19 protein-coding genes, 2 tRNA genes, 1 other RNA gene and 1 pseudogene are annotated in these 19,125 nt (G+C 43.0%); all 23 read right to left on the bottom strand.

All coding sequences use genetic code 11. The features are described 5' to 3' along the window. Nucleotides 1–93 precede the first annotated feature (93 nt). Entirely contained in the window at nt 94–717 is a 624-nt protein-coding gene (plsY, locus tag PHG87_01750; GenBank protein ID MDD5476924.1) for a glycerol-3-phosphate 1-O-acyltransferase PlsY, read from the bottom strand. Beyond that, a complete protein-coding gene (locus PHG87_01745) occupies nt 686–1,249 on the bottom strand; it encodes a CDP-alcohol phosphatidyltransferase family protein (protein MDD5476923.1) in 564 nt (187 codons plus the stop codon). The genes plsY and PHG87_01745 overlap by 32 nt, the downstream gene beginning before the upstream one ends. After that, complete coding sequence (gene lepB, locus PHG87_01740; protein ID MDD5476922.1) at nt 1,246–1,821, bottom strand: signal peptidase I; 576 nt, start codon at nt 1,819–1,821, stop codon at nt 1,246–1,248. The genes PHG87_01745 and lepB overlap by 4 nt, the downstream gene beginning before the upstream one ends. Next, on the bottom strand, nt 1,818–3,617 hold the full coding sequence (gene lepA / locus PHG87_01735; GenBank protein MDD5476921.1) for a translation elongation factor 4: 1,800 nt from the start codon (nt 3,615–3,617) through the stop codon (nt 1,818–1,820). The genes lepB and lepA overlap by 4 nt, the downstream gene beginning before the upstream one ends. Continuing rightward, complete coding sequence (gene cmk / locus PHG87_01730; GenBank protein ID MDD5476920.1) at nt 3,618–4,271, bottom strand: (d)CMP kinase; 654 nt, start codon at nt 4,269–4,271, stop codon at nt 3,618–3,620. Further along, entirely contained in the window at nt 4,268–5,092 is an 825-nt protein-coding gene (locus PHG87_01725) for a prephenate dehydrogenase (protein MDD5476919.1), read from the bottom strand. Before PHG87_01725 ends, cmk begins: the two co-directional genes overlap by 4 nt. Nucleotides 5,093–5,094: 2 nt before the next feature. Further along, the gene (aroF, locus tag PHG87_01720) at nt 5,095–6,114 is read right to left on the bottom strand and encodes a 3-deoxy-7-phosphoheptulonate synthase (GenBank protein ID MDD5476918.1); all 1,020 of its coding nucleotides are present in this window, start codon (nt 6,112–6,114) and stop codon (nt 5,095–5,097) included. Between the two features lie 12 nt (nt 6,115–6,126). Next, nucleotides 6,127–7,224 carry a histidinol-phosphate transaminase gene (gene hisC, locus PHG87_01715; GenBank protein MDD5476917.1) on the bottom strand — a complete coding sequence of 366 codons (1,098 nt, stop codon included), beginning with the start codon at nt 7,222–7,224 and terminating at the stop codon, nt 6,127–6,129. Between the two features lie 6 nt (nt 7,225–7,230). Continuing rightward, a complete protein-coding gene (gene pheA, locus PHG87_01710) occupies nt 7,231–8,292 on the bottom strand; it encodes a prephenate dehydratase (protein ID MDD5476916.1) in 1,062 nt (353 codons plus the stop codon). Continuing rightward, a complete protein-coding gene (gene scpB, locus PHG87_01705) occupies nt 8,289–8,879 on the bottom strand; it encodes an SMC-Scp complex subunit ScpB (protein MDD5476915.1) in 591 nt (196 codons plus the stop codon). The genes pheA and scpB overlap by 4 nt, the downstream gene beginning before the upstream one ends. 2 nt (nt 8,880–8,881) lie before the next feature. Next, nucleotides 8,882–9,508, bottom strand: coding sequence for an OB-fold domain-containing protein (locus tag PHG87_01700; protein MDD5476914.1), 627 nt, complete (start codon nt 9,506–9,508; stop codon nt 8,882–8,884). Next, the gene (gene ruvC / locus PHG87_01695; protein ID MDD5476913.1) at nt 9,505–9,987 is read right to left on the bottom strand and encodes a crossover junction endodeoxyribonuclease RuvC; all 483 of its coding nucleotides are present in this window, start codon (nt 9,985–9,987) and stop codon (nt 9,505–9,507) included. Before ruvC ends, PHG87_01700 begins: the two co-directional genes overlap by 4 nt. After that, nucleotides 9,984–10,739: a YebC/PmpR family DNA-binding transcriptional regulator gene (locus tag PHG87_01690; GenBank protein ID MDD5476912.1), complete on the bottom strand. Its 756-nt coding sequence runs from the start codon at nt 10,737–10,739 to the stop codon at nt 9,984–9,986. Before PHG87_01690 ends, ruvC begins: the two co-directional genes overlap by 4 nt. Nucleotides 10,740–10,757: 18 nt before the next feature. Beyond that, nucleotides 10,758–11,097, bottom strand: an RNA gene (gene rnpB, locus PHG87_01685) — RNase P RNA component class A. 17 nt (nt 11,098–11,114) lie between these two features. Continuing rightward, nucleotides 11,115–11,489: pseudogene (locus PHG87_01680) on the bottom strand (ribonuclease HI family protein). Continuing rightward, nucleotides 11,486–12,205, bottom strand: coding sequence for a C4-type zinc ribbon domain-containing protein (locus PHG87_01675; GenBank protein MDD5476911.1), 720 nt, complete (start codon nt 12,203–12,205; stop codon nt 11,486–11,488). The pseudogene PHG87_01680 and the gene PHG87_01675 overlap by 4 nt, the downstream one beginning before the upstream one ends. Before the next feature lie 31 nt (nt 12,206–12,236). Further along, nucleotides 12,237–12,310 (bottom strand) — tRNA-Val (locus PHG87_01670). A gap of 14 nt (nt 12,311–12,324) precedes the next feature. Beyond that, a tRNA-Ile gene (locus tag PHG87_01665) sits at nt 12,325–12,398 on the bottom strand. A gap of 70 nt (nt 12,399–12,468) precedes the next feature. Then, nucleotides 12,469–14,292: a diguanylate cyclase gene (locus PHG87_01660; protein ID MDD5476910.1), complete on the bottom strand. Its 1,824-nt coding sequence runs from the start codon at nt 14,290–14,292 to the stop codon at nt 12,469–12,471. 29 nt (nt 14,293–14,321) lie between these two features. After that, entirely contained in the window at nt 14,322–15,875 is a 1,554-nt protein-coding gene (rpoD, locus tag PHG87_01655) for an RNA polymerase sigma factor RpoD (GenBank protein MDD5476909.1), read from the bottom strand. 3 nt (nt 15,876–15,878) lie between these two features. Continuing rightward, nucleotides 15,879–17,645, bottom strand: a complete 1,767-nt coding sequence (dnaG, locus tag PHG87_01650) for a DNA primase (GenBank protein MDD5476908.1) — start codon at nt 17,643–17,645, stop codon at nt 15,879–15,881. A gap of 3 nt (nt 17,646–17,648) precedes the next feature. After that, a complete protein-coding gene (locus tag PHG87_01645) occupies nt 17,649–18,533 on the bottom strand; it encodes an NGG1p interacting factor NIF3 (protein ID MDD5476907.1) in 885 nt (294 codons plus the stop codon). Further along, nucleotides 18,530–19,108: a CvpA family protein gene (locus tag PHG87_01640; GenBank protein ID MDD5476906.1), complete on the bottom strand. Its 579-nt coding sequence runs from the start codon at nt 19,106–19,108 to the stop codon at nt 18,530–18,532. Before PHG87_01640 ends, PHG87_01645 begins: the two co-directional genes overlap by 4 nt. Nucleotides 19,109–19,125: the final 17 nt, after the last annotated feature.

Here is a 19,125-nt window from a genome sequence, read left to right as displayed (position 1 = left end):
TTTGCTTCCCTCTGTGGCTGATGGGTAAGAAAAGTATGCAGGTAAAACTCGGCCGAATCAATACGATTTTGCCGAAAAAAGAAAGCGTTTGCTTTAATAAAGGCGGGGTTCTTTACCTTGGAATATCCTGGTTAGATTTGTTGAATGTCGAATGATGACGAAAATACAAAGCAATAAGCTCAAGGATGTGAGCGAAAACGGCTGTTTGAAAAAGAGGCAGAAAATTGGCAGGGCTAAGGCTGCCATGATCGAAGCTAACGAGACCATTCTGAAGCTAAAAAAAACGAGAAACCAAGTTAAAATTATTAATCCCATTACTATGTTTAATCCAGGCACTCTCATTGAGAGGCCAAGCAATACCCCAAAAGAAGTGGCAATTCCTTTTCCTCCTTTAAACTGTAAAAATATCGTCCAGTTATGGCCGCAAATACAACATAACCCCATGAAAATACGTAAGTTCTGTGCTTGCAATAAATGAGGTTTATCCGCAAAAAAATCTCCCAGTAAAATAATGGCGACAAAACCCTTTAATATATCTAGAAACAGAACTGTAATCCCAGCCCTTTTTCCCAAAACGCGCAAGGCATTGGTTGCTCCCACATTACCTGAACCGACTTTACGGATATCGATCCCTTTCAGGGCCTTGCCAAAAAGATAAGCTGTCGGTATAGAGCCTAATAAATAACTAAGCAGTAACGCGGCGATTGTCCAAAGCATATAGAATTTTAAATCCTCTCTTTACGTAATCTATCCCCGAAATAACGGTAAAAATCACCGCCAACCACCAAATCAAGGCAACCAGCCTCCATTGTAATAAAATACAAATAACCGAAAGCATCTGGAATGTAGTTGTAAGTTTCCCCCATTTTGTAGGATAAACATCAATACACTGTTTGACCATATAAATAACCACTGCCCCCATAATTATGATCAGGTCCCGCGAAATCACGATAAAACTAACCCAAAGCGGAAACTTCAACTCTAATCTGCTTATCGGAGACAGGAATATAAATGCGCTCATTAATAAAAACTTGTCCCCTAACGGGTCTAAAATCAATCCGGCCTTTGATTGTATTTTGGCTTTTCTGGCGATAAAACCGTCTAAGCCGTCAGAGATTACTCCTAGGATAAATATGACTAAGGCCAAGTCTTTTAGATAGGCCCTTTCTGGCGCATAGTATAGCAAGCAGGCAATAAAAAATGGCACGCTTAAAATACGAAATGTCGAAATTTTATTGGCTATATTCATTTAATCAACCTGATCCGCTGCGGCGGCCAGTAAACAATCAAGGCCTGGCCCAACAGGTCGTCTTTAGGCACAAAACCCCAATAACGGCTGTCTTTTGAAGAAACAGAGTTATCTCCTAAAACAAAATAACTGTTAGCGGGCACGCGGATCTTCTGGCCTTCGGAAGCAAAATCGCCCCGATTATAATAATAAATTTGATTAAAGATCGGCTCGGGTGCCGGTTTATCATTTACATAAATTGAACCGCCTTTAATCTCAATGGTTTCTCCCGGCAGGCCAACCAGTCTTTTAATAAAATCTTTTTTCTTATCTTCGGGATAAATAAAAACAACCACATCCCCCCGCTTTGGCTGGCGTACCGCGGGCAGGCGATGGCTAGTAAAAGGGACTTTTGCCCCGTAAATAAACTTATTTACCAGTATAAGGTCTCCTTCCAACAAGGTCATGCGCATTGACCCAGTGGGAATCTTAAAAGCCTGGACGACAAAGGTCCGGATCACCATAGCCAAAATAAAGGCAACGATAATTGATTCAACCCAATCGCGCAAAACCGATTTCTTTTTTAAACTCATATTTTTAATACCTCCAAAAATGCTTCTTGCGGGATCTCGACCTTACCGAATTGCTTTAGCCTTTTTTTGCCTTTTTTCTGGGTTTCCCAGAGTTTGCGCTTACGCGTAATATCCCCTCCAGAACACTTACTTGTGGCATGCTTGCCTACTGAACGTATTTTCTCAGAAGCTAAAATCTGGCTTCCTACCGCTGCCTGGATCGATACTTCAAACAGCTGCCGGGGAATCAGGTCTTTCAATTTACTTACTAAAAGATGGGCCCTTGAGGTGGCCTTTTCTTTAAACATTAAGGAAGAAAAAGCGTCGCAAATCTGGCCGTTTAACAGTATATCCAGTTTCACTAATTTTGTCGATAAATATTCTTTAACTTCGTAATCCATTGAGCCATAGCCGCGGGTAATCGATTTTATCCGGTCATAAAAATCGACAATTATTTCAGAAAGAGGTATAGAAAACACCACCTTTACGCGGTCCTCGCCTAAATATTCATTTGAAATAAAAATTCCCCGGCGGGATTTGCTAAAATCGCAAACCGCTTCGATAGAATCAACCGGCACGATCATTAGCAAACTGGCATATGGTTCAAGAGCCTCATCGATATCCTGTGGAGCGCAAAGCTTGGCCGGCGTATCTACTTCGATAACTTCTCCGGATTTTGTTTTTATGCGGTAGACTACATTGGGCACGGTGAGGATAAGGTTTAAGTTATACTCCCGCTCCAGCCTTTCCTGGACAATCTCCATATGCAAGAGCCCCAGGAAGCCGCAGCGAAAACCTGTCCCGAATGATTGGGAATTTTCCGGCTCAAACACAAAAGAAGCATCGGAAAGTTTTAACTTATCCATAGCATCGCGTAATTCCGGAAAATCCGCCGGATTAACCGGATAAATTCCGCAAAAAACCAGGGGCTTTACTTTACGGTAACCCGGTAAAGCTTGAGCGCAGGGATTTTTAGGGTCGGTAATTGTGTCTCCGATAACCACCTCTCGCGGGTCACGCAGGTTAGCCGTAAAATAACCGACCTCTCCGCAGGTTAAGGAGTCCACCGCAGAATATTTTAAATCCTTAAAGACCCCCAGTTCTTCAATCTTATAAATTTTGCCGGCATTAAACATTTTTAATTGGGTTTTAGGGAAAATTTGCCCGTCAATTACTTTTACAAAGACTACCACGCCTTTAAAAGGATCAAAACGGCAGTCAAAAATTAATGCTTTAAGCGGATTATCCGCCTGTCCTGCGGGAGCCGGAATCGTTTCCACAATTCTATCTAAAATTTCAATAATACCGCGCCCTTCCTTTGCTGATGCCAGGATAATTTCCTCCTCCTTAAAACCTAAAACGGTTTCCACCTGCGATTTTACCTTAGGGATATCCGCGGAAATCAAATCAATTTTATTGATTACCGGAATAACCTGCAGGTTATTTTCTAATGCCAGATAGTAATTGCCGACGGTTTGGGCCTCAATCCCCTGCCCGGCATCAACCACCAGGATAGCGCCTTCACAGGCAGCCAAAGATTTAGATACTTCATAAGTAAAATCAACATGCCCCGGAGTATCAATAAGATTTAGAGTATACTCTTGATTGAATTTTTTAGAAAAATAATTCAACCTGACCATTGAAGCTTTAATGGTAATTCCTCGTTCCTTTTCCAGTTCCATATCATCAAGCAGTTGATCCCCTTTATGGCGCAGATCAACCGCTCCGGTTATCTCCAATATCCGGTCAGCCAAAGTAGATTTACCATGATCAATATGGGCGATAATCGAAAAATTCCTTAAGAGAGATTTATCCATTTACCTTATACATTCCATCATTTTACCTACTACCTGCTCTATAGAAAGTTTGGTAGTATCAATATAAATTGCATCCTCTGCCTTACGTAATGGAGAAGCCTTGCGGGTAGAATCGATCTTATCGCGATTGGCTAAATCTTTGGCAACATCATTTTCTGAAACATTCTGCCCTAAGCCTTTTAATTCTTTAAAGCGCCGGTTTACCCGCTCCTCCGGGGATGCATCGATAAAAAATTTCTTCGCCGCGTCAGGAAAAACTACCGTGCCAATATCCCTGCCGTCTAAAACGCAATCCCCTTTTTGGCCAAGTTCTCTCTGCAGCTTGACCAATACCTGGCGCACCTCTTTAATCTTAGCCAGATCAGAAACTACTTGGGTGATTCTGGGCCTGCGAATATCTAAAGAAACGTCTTTGCCGTCTAAAATAACACTTAATGATCCATCGGGATTATTATGTAAACCTATCCTCGCTCCTTCGGCGAGCTTAAAAATCCGCGACTGGTCATTAATGGGCACATTATTTTCTAACGCTTTTAAGGTTAAGGCCCGATACATTGCTCCGGTATCAATATATAGAAATCCCAATTTCTTAGCTAAGATCCTGGCGACCGTGCTTTTTCCCGCCCCGGATGGGCCGTCAACAGCAATAATCATCTTAGTTTCTTTCGTTTTTTCTGTGCAGATGCAAGAATTTTTGTTAAAAGTTTTTTATTCTTATTTTTTAAGGCAAGCTTTAAAGCGTTGAGTTTAACCTGGAAGGAGGAAAGCGCGGCCAATAAATTACCGCGGTTACTTAGGAAAATCTGGCTCCAAAGGCGGGCATCGGAAGAAGCGATTCGCGTAGTATCCTTTAGCCCCCCCGAACTTAAGTTTAAGAATTGATTCGGGACTGAGCCGATCAATGAAAAAGCTATCGTATGCGGCAGGTGGCTGGTAGAAGCTAAAATCCGATCGTGTTTCTTCGCAGAAAGAATAACCACGCTAGATCCTAATTTTTGCCAAAGCAGTTTGATTTTCTCTAATGTTTTTTTGACGGTTTTAGGGGTGGGGGTAATAACACAAACCGAACCGCTAAAAATACCCGCTCCAAGATTAGCGGCTCCTCTTTTCTCTGAGCCTGTCAAAGGATGGCAGCCAAGAAAATTCGGGATAAGAGCGCTTAATTTGGAGACTATTTTTTCTTTGCTGCTGCCAACATCGATAACTATGCAATCTTTTTTTAATTTATCGGCGATTTTAGGCGCCATATCCATAATCGCATCAACCGGAGCAGCCAATATAACCAGATCCGCGTCCTTGACTACGTCTAGAGATGGACCGACAGAATCAATCGCTCCGCTTCTTTTGGCTAAATTTGCGTTTTCTTTTTTACGGCTTAAGCCAATAACCTGACCAGCCAAATGCTTTTTTCTTAAATCCAGCCCCAGAGACCCTCCGATTAAGCCGGTACCGATAATCACTACTTTATTAAACATCTTCATGAAATTTTTCTTCCTATGGAATTGGCAATGCTTTTGAGTTCACCCATCAGGCTTAAAAATCTATCCGGAACCAGTGATTGCGCGCCATCAGAAACAGCTTCTTCGGGATGATTATGCACTTCGATAATCAAGCCATCTGCCCCTGCGGCAATACCAGCCCTAGCTAATGCCGGAACCAAGCCCCATTTTCCGGCAGCATGCGAAGGGTCAACGATAATCGGCAGATGCGAAAGCTGCTTGGCAACCGGCACCGCGCTTATGTCCAAAGTATTGCGCGTAGAATCTTCAAATGTGCGAATTCCCCTTTCGCAAAGGATTACCGAAAAGTTCCCCGCGCTTAGAATATACTCCGCCGACATTAGCATATCCTTAACTGTAGAAGCCATTCCGCGTTTCAAGACTACCGGTTTTTTAGTCGCTCCCACCTCTTTTAAAAGATTGAAATTCTGCATGTTCCGGCAGCCAATTTGCAAAACATCCACATAATCGGCAACTAAGGCCACATCGCGGCTATCCATTACCTCGCTTACCGTAACCAGGCTCAATTCATTACCTACTTCCCGAAGCATCTGCAGCCCTGCTTTGCCTAAACCTTGAAAGCTATATGGAGATGTCCTGGGCTTAAAAGCCCCTCCACGCAATACTGTTGCTCCGGCTTTCTTCACTTCCCTGGCAATCTCAAAAAGGCTGTCGATATTTTCAATGGTGCAGGGTCCGGCCATAATCACTATCTCTTTACCGCCAATCTTTACTCCTTTTCCCAGATCGATTACCGAATCATCTTTCTTAAACTCTCGGGAAACCAGCCTAAAAGGCGCCAGTACCGGAATAACATTTTCTACCCCGGGAAAAGCTTCCAAAGGAGTGACCCTTAATACGTCCTCCGGGCCGATAACCCCGATAATTGTCCTCTCCGAACCTTTAGAAACATGCGGAGTCAAGCCCAAAGACTTTACTTTTTCGATAATGTGGTTAACTTCTGCTTCGGTTGCTTGAGGTTTTAAGACGATAATCATTAATGTTCTCCTTTAGGCGCGGGATGCTAAAACTTTCCTTAAGACGCGCACTGACCTCTGGTTTTCTTTTTGGCTGCCGATAGTCAGGCGAATAAAATTCTTAAGGCCGTACTGGCTCATTTCCCGGACAATCACCCCGAATTTAAGCATGGATTTAAATACCTCCTGACCGTCTTTTTCTACGTCAATTAAAATAAAATTAGCCACTGAAGGCACATACCCTAAACCCATTTTAGCTAGCGCTTGATAAATAAAATCCTTGCCTTCTAAGGTCAGCCGCCGGGTTTTCTTTAAAAAATCCCGGTCGGCGATTGCCGCCAGTCCCGCCACCTGGGCCAGGATATTGACATTAAAGGGCTGGCGTACTCTCTCCATATAAGAAACTAATTCCGGATCGGCGATCGCATATCCCAAACGTAATCCGGCTAAACCATATGCTTTAGAAAAAGTCCTGAGGATAATCACCTTCTTTTTCCTTCTAAGGTAACTTAAACTTTCCGGATAATCATCTACATCAATAAAAGTATCATAAGCTTCATCAAAAACAACAATGACCCGTTTGGGCAATGCCTTTAGGAAATCCGCAACCTCATATTTGGTAACATAGGTGCCGGTAGGATTATTGGGATTGGCGATAAAAACCAGTTTGGTTTTCTTATCCACCAGTTTCAGGATCGCCCCTAAATCATATTTAAAATAGCGCAAAGGCGCCTTTTTTACCTTGCGGCTATTGACCTGGGCGATAATCTCATACTCAAGAAAAGTTGTATCGCTGGTTACGATATTTTCATCCGCTTCCACAAAAGTCTTGATCAAAACATCGATTATTTCATCGGAACCGTTACCCAGGACAAAATTTTCCGCAGCTAATCCAAAGTGCCTGGCCAGGCGCTTCTTTAGATAGAATCCCTGGGCATCCGGATAACGGTTAACCCCGGATAAACTTTTTTGCATTGCCTTGACCGCTTTTGGCGATGGCCCGAAAGGATTTTCGTTGGAAGCCAGCTTAACTACTTCTTTTAACCCTAGCTGCCTTTTGGTTTCCTCAATAGGCTTGCCAGGAACATAAGGTTTAACATTCAGAACACTTTTACAAACCAAACTATTCACTTTGAATTATTCTCCAACCGGATAAGATCCCAATATTTTTAAGTAAGTACACTTATGTTCCAATTCCTTTAACGCCTTCTGTATTTTAGCGTCATCTTTGTGCCCGGAAATATCCACAAAAAAATAATATTCCCAGGCTTTCTTTTTTGACGGCCGGGATTCGATCTTGGTAAGATTAACCCCGTATTTACGAAAAGGCAGGAGCGTCTCATAGAGGGCCCCGATATGGTCCTTGATCGAAAAAAGCAAGGATGTTTTATCATGCCCGGTCCTGGCTGCCACATTTTTACCAACCACTAAAAAACGCGTAATATTATGCAAAGAATCCTGTATTCCGGAAGCGATTATTTTTAAACCGTAGACTTTAGAAGCCAATAGCGAAGCGATAGCCGCGCTGTTTTTTTCCTTCTTGGCCATTTCCGCCGCCCGGGTTGTGCTGGATACATCCACTAACTCTGCGTTGGGCAGATTTTTCTGCAGCCAGATTCGGCATTGCCCGAAAACCTGCGGGTTAGAATAAACTCGGCGAATCTTATCTTTTGCGCAATTAGCCAGCAAATTATGTGAAACATCCAAAATCACCTGGGAGCAAATCTTTAGATCCGAATCCACAAGCATATCTAAAGTATGCGTCACTGCCCCCTCAATAGAATTCTCTACCGGAACAACTCCGTAATCTGCCGCGCCTCTTTCTACTTCTAAAAATACTTCCGGGATACTTCCGCAGGCAATATAACTCATCTGCGATCCAAATCTCTTTAAAGCGGCCAAATTACTAAAAGACGCCTGCGGCCCCATATACGCAATTTTTAAAAGCTTCTCTAAAGCCAGTCCCGCCGACATAATTTCCCGGTAAATGGCTTCAAGAGCCCCGTTTTTTAAAGGGCCGTTATTTAAAGAAATAATTTTACGTAAAACTTCCATCTCTCTTTCCGGCGTATAAATGCTTTTACCGGTATTAATCTTGATTTTGCCGATCTTTTTGGTCGCTTCGGCGCGTAAATTTAATAATTTAATTAATTTACAATCCAGCGAATCAATTTCGTTACGCAATCTATCCAGGCTCATTCTTTAACCTCCAGGTCTGTTTGGCTAAGCGGCTCTATACCGGCCTCTTCTTCCTTTTTTTGCGCCATCACCGTGAAATCTTCGATCTTTGGCAAATCTTGCAGCGATTTTAAACCGAAATGCTCCAGGAATTCCCGGGTTGTCCCAAAAACAAAAGGCCTGCCGGGGATCTTTTTTCTTCCGCAAACGCGGATTAAATTTTTATCAAGTAAGCTTTTCATCACCCCATCGACATTCACGTTCCTTAAAGATTCAATCTCGGCCTTGGTCAACGGTTGTTTATAGGCAATAATCGCCAGGCTCTCAAGAGCCTGCCGGGATAACTTATCGCTGTAACGGTTCTTAAATAGTTTTTTTAAGAAGGGGGCAAAAACAGCGCAGGTGGTCATCTGAAACCCTCCGGCAACCTCGACTACGCGGATACCCCTATTTTGAGTTTCGTATTCGCTTCTTAATTCTTCAATAATTTTATTTACGCTGGCATTATCCGTAATCCCCAGGACCTTTTTTATCTGCTCTAAGGTAACGGGCCTTTCGGATGCAAAAATTAATGCTTCAACAGCGGATTTTAAATTATTCTCTTCCATCTTTACCTGCCAGCCCGTTTTTGCTTATACACTAGATTCAACAACTCCTCGGTAGTGCTGACCCCGGAATTCATTTCTAAAACTTTCTTAATCATGCCCTGCGCCTCTGATCTTTTATACTCTAATTGCAACAAAACATCCAAAGCCTCTTCGGATATATCTTTACAGGCGGTTTTTTCTTCTATACCGTGATCTTTGATCAGGCCGAATTTACCTACTTTATTCTGCAGCTTAGCCACGATTTCTTTTGCCCTTTGCTCGCCGATACCGGGAAGGGATTTTAAAAAAACTAAATCACCTTCATCAATAGCTTTAGCGATTAATGAAATGGGTTTATTTAAGGCCTTTAGCGCCGCCCGCGGGCCGATACCGGAAACCGTGATAAATATTTCAAAAAAATCCTTTTCCACCTGGCTTAAGAACCCGATTAATACGGGAATACTCTTGGCTTGCTCAACCTGATAATAATGATAGGTTAACAGGGAGATCTTACCATCGCAAGCCATGGATTTATCAAGCCCCTGCATAACGCAAGTGGGTATAAAAACCTCATAACTTAGCCCGCATAAATCCAGGACTAAATAATTTAAACCTTTTTCCAGAACCTTTCCGGTAATTCCAGAGATCATAATTTACTTTTTATAATATAACTATGCGCGATAGCCAACGCCAAGGCATCGGTAATATCCATATAAGCCGGTAAAGTTTTTAGCCCCAAGGTATGGGTAACCATTCTCTGCACTTGGGCCTTAGAAGCCAGGCCTTTTCCGACTATAGCTTTTTTTACGCGCGTAGCCGCATATTCAAAAAAAGGTATCCTTTTGGTTGAGGCCGCCAAACAGATAACTCCCCTGGCCTGGCCCAGGATACAGGCGGTTGCCGGATGCTTATAATGCGAATATATTTTTTCAAGCACCAGGCAATCAGCTTTTACATCATTGATCAATTTAAGTACACCGCGGTATATCCGGTCCAATCTTTTTGGAGCAGCCTCTTTGGCCGAAGTTTGGATTACCCCTGCCTCAATCAAAGCTAAAGAATTCCCTTTAGACTCAATAACACCGTAACCGGTAATCGCCAAAGCCGGGTCAATACCGACAATGATCATTGCTCAGAAGCAACCTGATCTAAAATTTCATCCGGAATATCAAAATTAGCATAAACCTGCTGCACATCATCATGCTCCTCCAGCGATTCTATCAAAGCCAACACTTGCTTGGCTTCGTTGCCGGTAACTTTAATCGTGGATGAGGGAATCATGGTTAACTCCGCGTCATCCCATTTGATCCCTTTTTCCTGCAGCGCCGCCTTTACTCTTTCCAAATCCTGGATCGAAGTGAAAATCTCATAGAGATTATTATCGTGTTTCATATCTTCGGCGCCGGCATCTAGGACAATATTCATCAGTTCATCTTCCTTGATCTTTTCTTTAGCCACCGAGATATAGCCTTTTTGCGTAAACATCCAGCTTACCGCGCCTGCCCCGGCCATATTGCCGCCTCTTTTGGACATAAGATTACGCAGCTCGGCGGTAGTGCGATTTTTATTATCGGTAAGCGAATCGATTAAAATCGCAACGCCTCCCGGGCCGTAAGCTTCATACATTACCGCCTCATAGACTACCCCGGGCAGCTCGCCGGTTCCGCGTTTAATTGCCATCTTCACGTTATCCGAAGGCATATTCGCTTCTTTGGCCTTCTGCATTATTGCGCGTAATCGGGGATTAGAATCGGGATTGCCGCCGCCGTCCCTGGCCACCACCACCAGCTCCTTGATAATCTTGGTGAAGGTTGCCCCTCTTTTAGCATCAGCGATGCCTTTTTTCCCCTTATTTGTCTTCCATTTAGAATGACCTGACATAACTTCCTCCTCTTTAATAATTAAGCAGGCAGAATAAGCCGGGTTCTGTCTTGATGCGAATCTGCGCATCGATTAGTGGCTATTCCTCTCAATCCCGGAATTTCTCCCGGAACTTTAGCAGCTTACCCGAGATTATTTCCCGCAAATACGGAACGCGCCGGATCAGCGCTCATCTCCTATTCTGCTTTGCTCCACGTAGAGATTGCCGCGTTTCACCTCGCAGCCTTAGCTGCTACTCGTCTCTGTGGCTCGAATCCGTCTTAACTTGCGTTAAGAGACGGGGGTTACCCGTTACGTTATCCTCTGGAGCCCGGACTTTCCTCCCTATCTCAATAGGGCAGCCACGTTCTGCCTGCTTTTTTTAACCGCTTCGGTTGCCAATTTATCCGCTAATTTATTTTGCTCCCGCGGAATATGAATAATCAGCGCTTTATCAAAACCCGTCAAAAGATGCGTTACCCGGTTGTAAAAATTTTTTATACCCGCGTGTTTAACCTTGTAGAGCTTATTTAATTGCCTGGCCAAAAGCTGGCTGTCCGTGTTAATCTCTAAACTCTTGGCTTTTAATAATAACGCCTCCTCAAGGGCATAGATTAAGGCCGTATATTCAGCCGCGTTATTCGTAGCGCTCCCTATATATTCTGAAATTTTTTTGATAATGCGGTCATCCTGATAAATAACAACTCCCACCCCGCTTTCGCCCGGATTACCTTTCGATGCCCCGTCGATGTAAATTTTCAAATGGCTCATTCGTTAATGTAAAGAATGCGGTTGCACATCTCACAGGTAATGATATGCTCATACATTTTAATCAAATTAATTACCTGAGGAGGCAGCAGCATGTGGCAGCCACCGCAGGAATTATCCTTAACTGCCGCAATAGCCAAACCATCACGGCTCTGCAGGATCCGTTCATATTCATGCAGCATCTTCGGGTCAATATCCGCAACGGCCTGTTTTCTTTGGGCATCTAATTGGCTCAAACGCTCATCTATTTCTTTTACGCGGGCCTCTACCTTTTTTTTCTGCTCGGAAAAAATTTTCTCTTCATTTTTTAACTTTAAATTTTCCTCTTCAATCCTGGCTTTTATCTTATCCGATTCCTCGAAAGAAATAAGGATCTTTTCTTCGATTACCGACCCATCGGCTTGGTTATCGGCAATCTGCTGTTGCATAGCCTGAAATTCTTTATTTGTTTTTAAAGAATAAAGCTGGCCTTGAAGTTTTTTTACCGCTTCGGCGTTGGTTGCCAGTTCCAGTTCTTTTTCCTTGCGTTGTTTTTGTATCTCCAGGGATTTTTTTTCCAGTTCAGCTAAATCCTGTTTTTTTGCTTCAAAAGAAGCCAAAAGCCCCGCAATCTCCTGGGGTTTAGCCGCCTTTTCATTTCCTAAAGCGTAAATTTCGCTGTCTAATTCCTGTAATTTTACTAAACCGATGATCTGTTTTTTTAAATCAATTGTTGCCAATTTTACTCCTTAAAGCTCAGGGTTATAAATTTGGGCGATAGAGGATTCGAACCCCTGACTTCCACAATGTGAATGTGGCGCTCTAACCAACTGAGCCAATCGCCCATAAAAAATTATACTGGGCCCACAGGGACTCGAACCCCGGACCAATTGATTATGAGTCAACTGCTCTAACCGACTGAGCTATGGGCCCTAACTTACATATTTAATTTTTTTAGTTTAACATATTATTTGTATCGGGGCAAGAGAATTTGTTTGAAAAGTTAGGGTTTCTTTTCCCGGCCCAAGACCTTTAGAAAAGTATTTACGATACGGGGATCAAACTGTGTGCCCGAGGATTTTTTGATTATATCTATCGCCGCGGATTTAGTAAACGCTTTATGATAGGGGCGGTCGCTGATCAAGGCTTGATAGACATCGGCAATCGCAATCACCCTGGCCCCAAGAGGAATATCTTCTCCCCTTATTCCGCTGGGATAACCTTTTCCGTCCCAGCGCTCATGATGGTAAAATATGAACGGAATCAAGGCGTGTAAAAACTGGATTGGCCGGATAATGTCGGCGCCGATCTGCGGATGTTTTTTGATCTCATTAAACTCCCGCTTATTAAGTTTGCCTTTCTTAAGCAGAATATTTTCGCTTATGCCGATCTTGCCTAAATCATGCAGCATTGCCGCCTGTTTGATCAATTCGACATCCTCTTTAGGTAAGTTTAATTCCCTGGCTATCTCGGTCGCAAAATGCACCGTGTTTTCAACATGCTCACCGGTGTAATGGTCTTTTAATTCCAGGGTCTTGGCAAAAGCAAAAATGGATTCACTCAAACCCTGTTTTGATTGCTTATTAAGTTTACTGATTGTATTCTTTAAAGTTTTTACCCCCACTGCTTTGGTTATTTTTTCAACCCCCTTCTTGAACTGGCTTTTGATATCCAGGGCGGAAAATACCCTGTTGCCGCCGCTCTCCTTAACCTTATTTAACACCCTATTGGCCAGATTGACTAAATCTATTCCGCCCTTTACCCTGTCTTCGGGAAAAGAAACCACGGAAAAACTTAATTTCAATTTAACGCTGTGTTTTTTATTCCCGAAATTGATAAAATTCAGAGATTCAAGCAGCCTTTGCGCCATATTAAAGGCGGTATTGCGGTTTAACCTGGGAGAGATAATGATAAATTCTTCTCCGCTATAGCGGATGAGGATATCATAACGCCTGACCATGCGCTTAAGTTGAGCGGCCAGCTGCTTTAAAACTAAATCCCCGAAAGCGACCCCATATACGTCATTTATGGATTTAAAATAATCGACATCAAGCATAAGCAAGGCCAAATTCTGGGCGTATCGCCTGGCCTGATTGAACTCAACTTCAATAGCATCCTGCAGGTAACGGTAATTAAATAAACCGGTATGCGCGTCGATAAGCGAGATGCTTTTTAATTTTTCATTAGTTTTGAGCAGCTGGCGGTTTAACCTGCTTTTTTCAAATTCAGAATTCCGGTAGCGGATCGTCTCCTGTAAAAGGTCTTGCGTGCGTTCCTCCACCAACTGCTCCAAATGATTGCGGTAACGCTGCAACTCTTCTTCAGCTTTCTTCTTCTGGCTTATATCGACGCTTACTTCGGCAATAAACCAGTCCCCTTTTTCATTTTGGAAAGGTATTGCCGTAACCTGGATCGGCCGGTTAGCCTCTTTTGCCAGTACATTTTCAGTAACTATGGATTTTTTTGTCTTGAGTGCCTCATCGATAGCGCACCCAAGGCAAGGGCTTTTGCGATCCATAAAGTACTCAAAGCATTTTTTTTGTTTCCAGTCCCCATACTGGTGCGCCCGTTTTGGATCTACATAAAGAATATTATAATTTTTATCAATTATATCCAAACCCGCCTTAGTTGCCTCAAGAATAAACCCAATCTGCTGATGTAATGTATCGGCCCCTGCTTCTACTGCTTTGCGCTCGCTGATCTCTTTACGCAGCTCTTCATTTAAACTGGTCAATTCCGCTGTCCTGACCCTAACCCTAAGCTCAAGTTCGGCGCGGATATCTTTGGACTTATCCTCTTCCTTTTTATTGTCTTTTTGGTTTTCCATCTCTAATTAATAAAAGGACAGCCCCAAAATCAATATTCCCTTTGGTGTGCCAATGTCATATCCATAAAGGTGCGCAATCTGCGCGAACGTGACGGATGCCTGAGTTTCTTTAAAGCTTTAGCCTCAATCTGCCTGACTCTTTCGCGGGTAACCTTAAAAACATTGCCTACCTCTTCTAAAGTGCGCGCGGCTCCGTCTTGGATACCAAAACGCAAAACCAGGATTTTTTTCTCTCTTTCAGTCAAGGTACTTAAAGCGGAATTCATTTCGTCTTTGAGCATGGAACGGACGGTTTCATTGGCGGGGGAAACCGCTTTTTTATCCTGAATAAAATCCCCAAAATGCGTATCCCCTTCATCCCCGATGGGCATCTGTAATGAAATGGGCTCCTGCGCAATCTTTAATATGGATTTTATTTTACCCTGCGGAAAACGCATTTTATGGGCGATCTCCTCAGGAGTGGGCTCACGCCCGTTCTTCTGGACAAAGACCCTTGAGAAACGGATTATCTTATTGATCGTTTCGGTCATATGCACCGGTATCCTGATGGTCCGCGCCTGATCGGCAATTGAACGGGTTATTGCCTGGCGGATCCACCAGGTTGCGTAAGTGGAAAATTTGTAGCCGCGTTTATATTCAAATTTCTCTACCGCACGCATCAATCCGATATTTCCTTCTTGTATTAAATCCAAAAAGGAAAGGCCGCGATTAGTATATTTTTTGGCAATACTTACAACCAGGCGCAGGTTTGCCTCTACTAGTTTTTTCTTCGTGCGGCTAAACTTAAGATGCGCAGATTTTATCAACTTCATCTGCTCTTTAATTTTACCGTAGGGCTGAGCAAGTTCTTTTAGTATTTGGCGGCAGCGCAGATTACTCCTTTTTCCCGAACGCTTCAGATAATCAAGCTCCCGGATCAAAAGGCTCAGCTTACGCACCGCGGCTTCAATTACGGAAGTTGTAAAGTTAAGCTGTAATATCAGATTAATCGCATTACTATCGCTGCGGGTCTGCTTAGCTTTGGCTAAAATACGCTTAAACCTTCCCAGGACGCTGCTTTTTTTTATCCGGATATCTTCTTTAACCACCTCTTCCATATTAATCTTGTCTTCCAAGATATCATTGGCAACAATTAAAACCTCATTTCTGGCAAATTTAGTCACCAGGACCGCGCGCTTGAATTTATCTTCGGCATCCTCAATCTTTTTAGCCAGCTCGATTTCATTTTCCCGGCTCAATAGCGAAATTGAACCCATCTGCTTCAAGTACATCTTTACCGGATCATCTAAAGGCATAAAACGCTCTTCACTCTTAAGCTGTTCGCAAATAATCTCCTCCCGGTTGGCAGCCAGATTTTGTTTATCCTGGGCAGCCCGGCTTGCGGACAAGCCGGCATCCTCCTCGCCTTCAACTACCTGGATGTCTTCATTGCCCAGCAACTCAAAAAGATGGTCGATGGCCACGGTGCTGGAAAGATCCTCGGGCAGAAGATCATTGACTTCATCGTAAGTAAGAAAACCCTTCTGTTTGCCCAAGGCAATCAATTTTTCCATATCTTTGGTGGGTCGTTCTTTTTTCTTCATGTGTTAGTCGCCTTTCTTTATAAGATTATGAAATTCCTGAATGAGCCTGTTTAACTTCGGCTCATCCCCCAATAATTGGGCGCTTTTTATCTGCACGTGTAAATGTTCCCGCTTTGATTTTAGCCTTTCTACTTTGATGCGCGCAATGCAGTCATTAATGGCTTTTTCCCTTTCCTGATCTAAAAGTTCGGGCATAAACATAGTTTCACAAACCAACTGATTGGCGTCATCTTCGCTAAAATAATTCATCAATATGCTGGGGGCGATATTTTTTCCCTGGAGGACTAAATCATGCATTACTGAAACAATTTTAGCGGTCCGGGAATCCTGGAAATCGGACGGAGAAAGCTCCTGCATGATCCTTGAGATTAATTCTTTCTCCTCCAGCATGAATTTAATTAAAAGCTTTTCCGCCGGATTAATCTCGGATTTATTCTTCGCTAAAATTTCCGGAGCAGCCTGGCGCACCAGAACAGGCGATTTTAATTTGTTCAGCTCCTCCAGAATATAATGTTCGGAAGTTTTAATCTCCTCGGCTAATTTCTTAATGTATTCTCCCCGCAGGATCGCATTATCAAACTTATTAATCGTCAAAAGCATTTCAGAGGCAATCTTACTTTTGCCGTGGGCTTCCTTTAGATCATAACGGCCCTTTAAAACATTAAGTTTATAATCAAATAAGCTGCTGGCATTATTGACTTTGGCTTTGAAGTTTTCGATACCTTGGTTACGCACCAGGGAGTCAGGATCCATCCCTTTTGGCAGCGGGACTGCTTTTACATTCACGCCTTCTTCAATAAGGATATCCAGGCTTCTTAAGGTGGCGATCTCCCCTGCCGTATCCCCGTCGTAAATCATCACTACGTTATGAGTATAGCGCTTAAGCAACTTGATCTGCTCTAAGGTAAGGGCGGTACCCTGCGATGCTACAATGTTCTTGGCCCCTTCCTGATAAGGAATCATAAAATCCAGGTAACCTTCGACAATTATCGCGCAATCGGCATCCCGGATAAAATCTTTAGATAAATTCAAGCCAAAAAGATTCCTTCCTTTTGTATAGACCGGGGTTTCCGGAGAATTGATATATTTAGGCAGGGTATTGTCCATTACCCTGGCGCCAAAACCGATTACCCGGCTGCGAATATCAAAAATAGGAAAAATAATCCGGTTGCGAAAACGGTCATAAAATCCCCCGGCATCTTTAGGCATGACCAGGCCTGCCTGCTCCAGAAGCGAAAGAGCGATATTTTTTGACCTTAAATAATTGATTAGGCTGTCCCAGTTGCTGGTTGCCAGGCCTAAATGAAACTCCTTTACCGTTTGGAGTTTTACGCCCCTATTTAAGAGATAATTACATGCTGAAGCCGAACTTGCAGCATGCAAATTATTCTCATAGAAACTTACTGCCAGCTCATTGACTTTATGCAGTTGGCTGCTTAAGCTGGCTGCCTTGGCCGCCGCCGGGTTATTTTGTTCAGGTAAAATAACCCCGGTTTTTTTTGCCAGCACCTCAACCGCTTCAGGGAACTCCATCCGCTCATGGCGCATAAGGAATTTAAAGGCATTACCGGATTCACCGCAGCCAAAACAATGATAGATTTGGCGCTCCGCGGATACCATAAAGGATGCTGTTTTTTCATGGTGAAACGGACAGTTAGCCTTAAAATTACGGCCAGACTTCTTAAGCGGAATATAGCCGGAGATCACCTCAACGATATCCACGCGGCTTAAGATATCTTCTAATAAATTTTCTGGAATAAGACCAGCCATTTTTTATTTTCTCTTAATTCTGGTAAAACCGGAGCAAGCCACTACAGGAAAAGTTTGTTTTGCGGAAACTTCGATATTATCCAGAAGCAGATTCAAGCCTAAGGTATCGGATGAAATGTGGCCGGCGATAACAACATTAAGATTGGCATCCTTGACCTTCTTAAAATGCTCTTCGCTTAAATGCATAGAAACTAAAGTCCTGACGCCGGCCTTATATAGTTTGTCAAAAACATCTTTTGAACCCTCCGTGCCGCCGGTCATCTCAAGTAAGATCTTACCAACCCGCCTCTTGGGATTACCAATAATTATCCGCGGCCCGGTATTGAATTTTTTAGCCATCCCATACTCTGGAATAGTAAGCAATATTTTAACTACGTCTTCAAGAAAAGACAAACTGTTGAGCTTACGCTTAAAAAAAGCGTTTAGATAGCTGTAAACATGGTTATCCGCCGGAGTGTGCACATTCATAAAAGGCATATCTAATAATCTGGCCGCATCAACCGGGCGAGTATGATTTTGCGGCAAGATCCTGCGCTCAACTTCCAGCATCCTTTCTTCCATTAACCTGGATGCTGTTTTACGGGCAACCCCGGCCTGGCTCAAGAGGTCAATCTGCAGCTTCATTACCTCATGCAAATCCACAAAAGGCTTTCCTTCCGGATGATGGGCGACTACCAAATCCAATCCTTCTCTTTGACGGATATGGTCAGCAAGCAGAAGATCGGCAACTTCAATATCAATGCCTAACATTATCTTCTCAACTTCCAGATCCGGCCTGCCAAAAAGAATGGCTGAATCCGCAAAGTTTTTTATCTTGGACTTATCTTTACGCGGATCAGCCAAGCGACCGAAATGTACCGCTTGATTATAAAAATTAATTAGTTTCATTTACGGTTGAATCTCTCCAGGAGTTCGGTAACAGTGGGATTAAACTTCTCATTCGGAGAAAACTTTGAGATAATACTGCCCCATAGCCATCCATAGGTATTGCTTGAAATTAATGTGCTCCGGCTGCCTAAATAAGAATATTTTACCGAATCATTAAGGTATTTTATGCCTGAGATCATTAAAATATAAATTAATAGCCCAACTGTAAAAAACAGGCGCGCTAATCCCAAAGTAAGCCCCCCGAATTGGCTGATTTTAGGAGAAGCCTCCAATTTCATAAAACGATAAAAGGAGTTGCGTAAAACAACAAAAAGCAGGTATCCGCCTGCGGCTAAAATGATAAAAACCAGAAGATCCATAAATTCCAGAGGCATCCCTTTAGGGATAAATCGGCGCTGAATAATATCTGAAAGGCCGGTATAATAATGCAAGGAGAGATAGGTTGCCAGGATCACCCCTGAAAGCTTAAAAAACTCAACGGCTAAACCCATTTGAAAAGCAACGTAACATATTCTAAGTGAAATAATTACGATTATAACATCCAGAAAATTAAACTGTGTAATTGCGTTAATCATTACGCTCTCCTCCTCAA

Source organism: Candidatus Omnitrophota bacterium, assembly GCA_028716245.1.
Taxonomy (GTDB): domain Bacteria; phylum Omnitrophota; class Gorgyraeia; order Gygaellales; family Profunditerraquicolaceae; genus UBA6249.
The sequence above is the reverse complement of the archived record's forward strand: the minus strand, read 5'-3'. Positions and strand labels throughout refer to the sequence as shown.

Coding starts and splice junctions, on each gene's coding strand:
- plsY (MDD5476924.1), bottom strand. CDS start 717: ATGCTTTGGACAATCGCCGCGTTACTGCTTAGTTATTTATTAGGCTCT.
- PHG87_01745 (MDD5476923.1), bottom strand. CDS start 1,249: ATGAATATAGCCAATAAAATTTCGACATTTCGTATTTTAAGCGTGCCA.
- lepB (MDD5476922.1), bottom strand. CDS start 1,821: ATGAGTTTAAAAAAGAAATCGGTTTTGCGCGATTGGGTTGAATCAATT.
- lepA (MDD5476921.1), bottom strand. CDS start 3,617: ATGGATAAATCTCTCTTAAGGAATTTTTCGATTATCGCCCATATTGAT.
- cmk (MDD5476920.1), bottom strand. CDS start 4,271: ATGATTATTGCTGTTGACGGCCCATCCGGGGCGGGAAAAAGCACGGTC.
- PHG87_01725 (MDD5476919.1), bottom strand. CDS start 5,092: ATGTTTAATAAAGTAGTGATTATCGGTACCGGCTTAATCGGAGGGTCT.
- aroF (MDD5476918.1), bottom strand. CDS start 6,114: ATGATTATCGTCTTAAAACCTCAAGCAACCGAAGCAGAAGTTAACCAC.
- pheA (MDD5476916.1), bottom strand. CDS start 8,292: ATGAGCCTGGATAGATTGCGTAACGAAATTGATTCGCTGGATTGTAAA.
- scpB (MDD5476915.1), bottom strand. CDS start 8,879: ATGGAAGAGAATAATTTAAAATCCGCTGTTGAAGCATTAATTTTTGCA.
- PHG87_01700 (MDD5476914.1), bottom strand. CDS start 9,508: ATGATCTCTGGAATTACCGGAAAGGTTCTGGAAAAAGGTTTAAATTAT.
- ruvC (MDD5476913.1), bottom strand. CDS start 9,987: ATGATCATTGTCGGTATTGACCCGGCTTTGGCGATTACCGGTTACGGT.
- PHG87_01690 (MDD5476912.1), bottom strand. CDS start 10,739: ATGTCAGGTCATTCTAAATGGAAGACAAATAAGGGGAAAAAAGGCATC.
- PHG87_01660 (MDD5476910.1), bottom strand. CDS start 14,292: ATGGAAAACCAAAAAGACAATAAAAAGGAAGAGGATAAGTCCAAAGAT.
- rpoD (MDD5476909.1), bottom strand. CDS start 15,875: ATGAAGAAAAAAGAACGACCCACCAAAGATATGGAAAAATTGATTGCC.
- dnaG (MDD5476908.1), bottom strand. CDS start 17,645: ATGGCTGGTCTTATTCCAGAAAATTTATTAGAAGATATCTTAAGCCGC.
- PHG87_01645 (MDD5476907.1), bottom strand. CDS start 18,533: ATGAAACTAATTAATTTTTATAATCAAGCGGTACATTTCGGTCGCTTG.
- PHG87_01640 (MDD5476906.1), bottom strand. CDS start 19,108: ATGATTAACGCAATTACACAGTTTAATTTTCTGGATGTTATAATCGTA.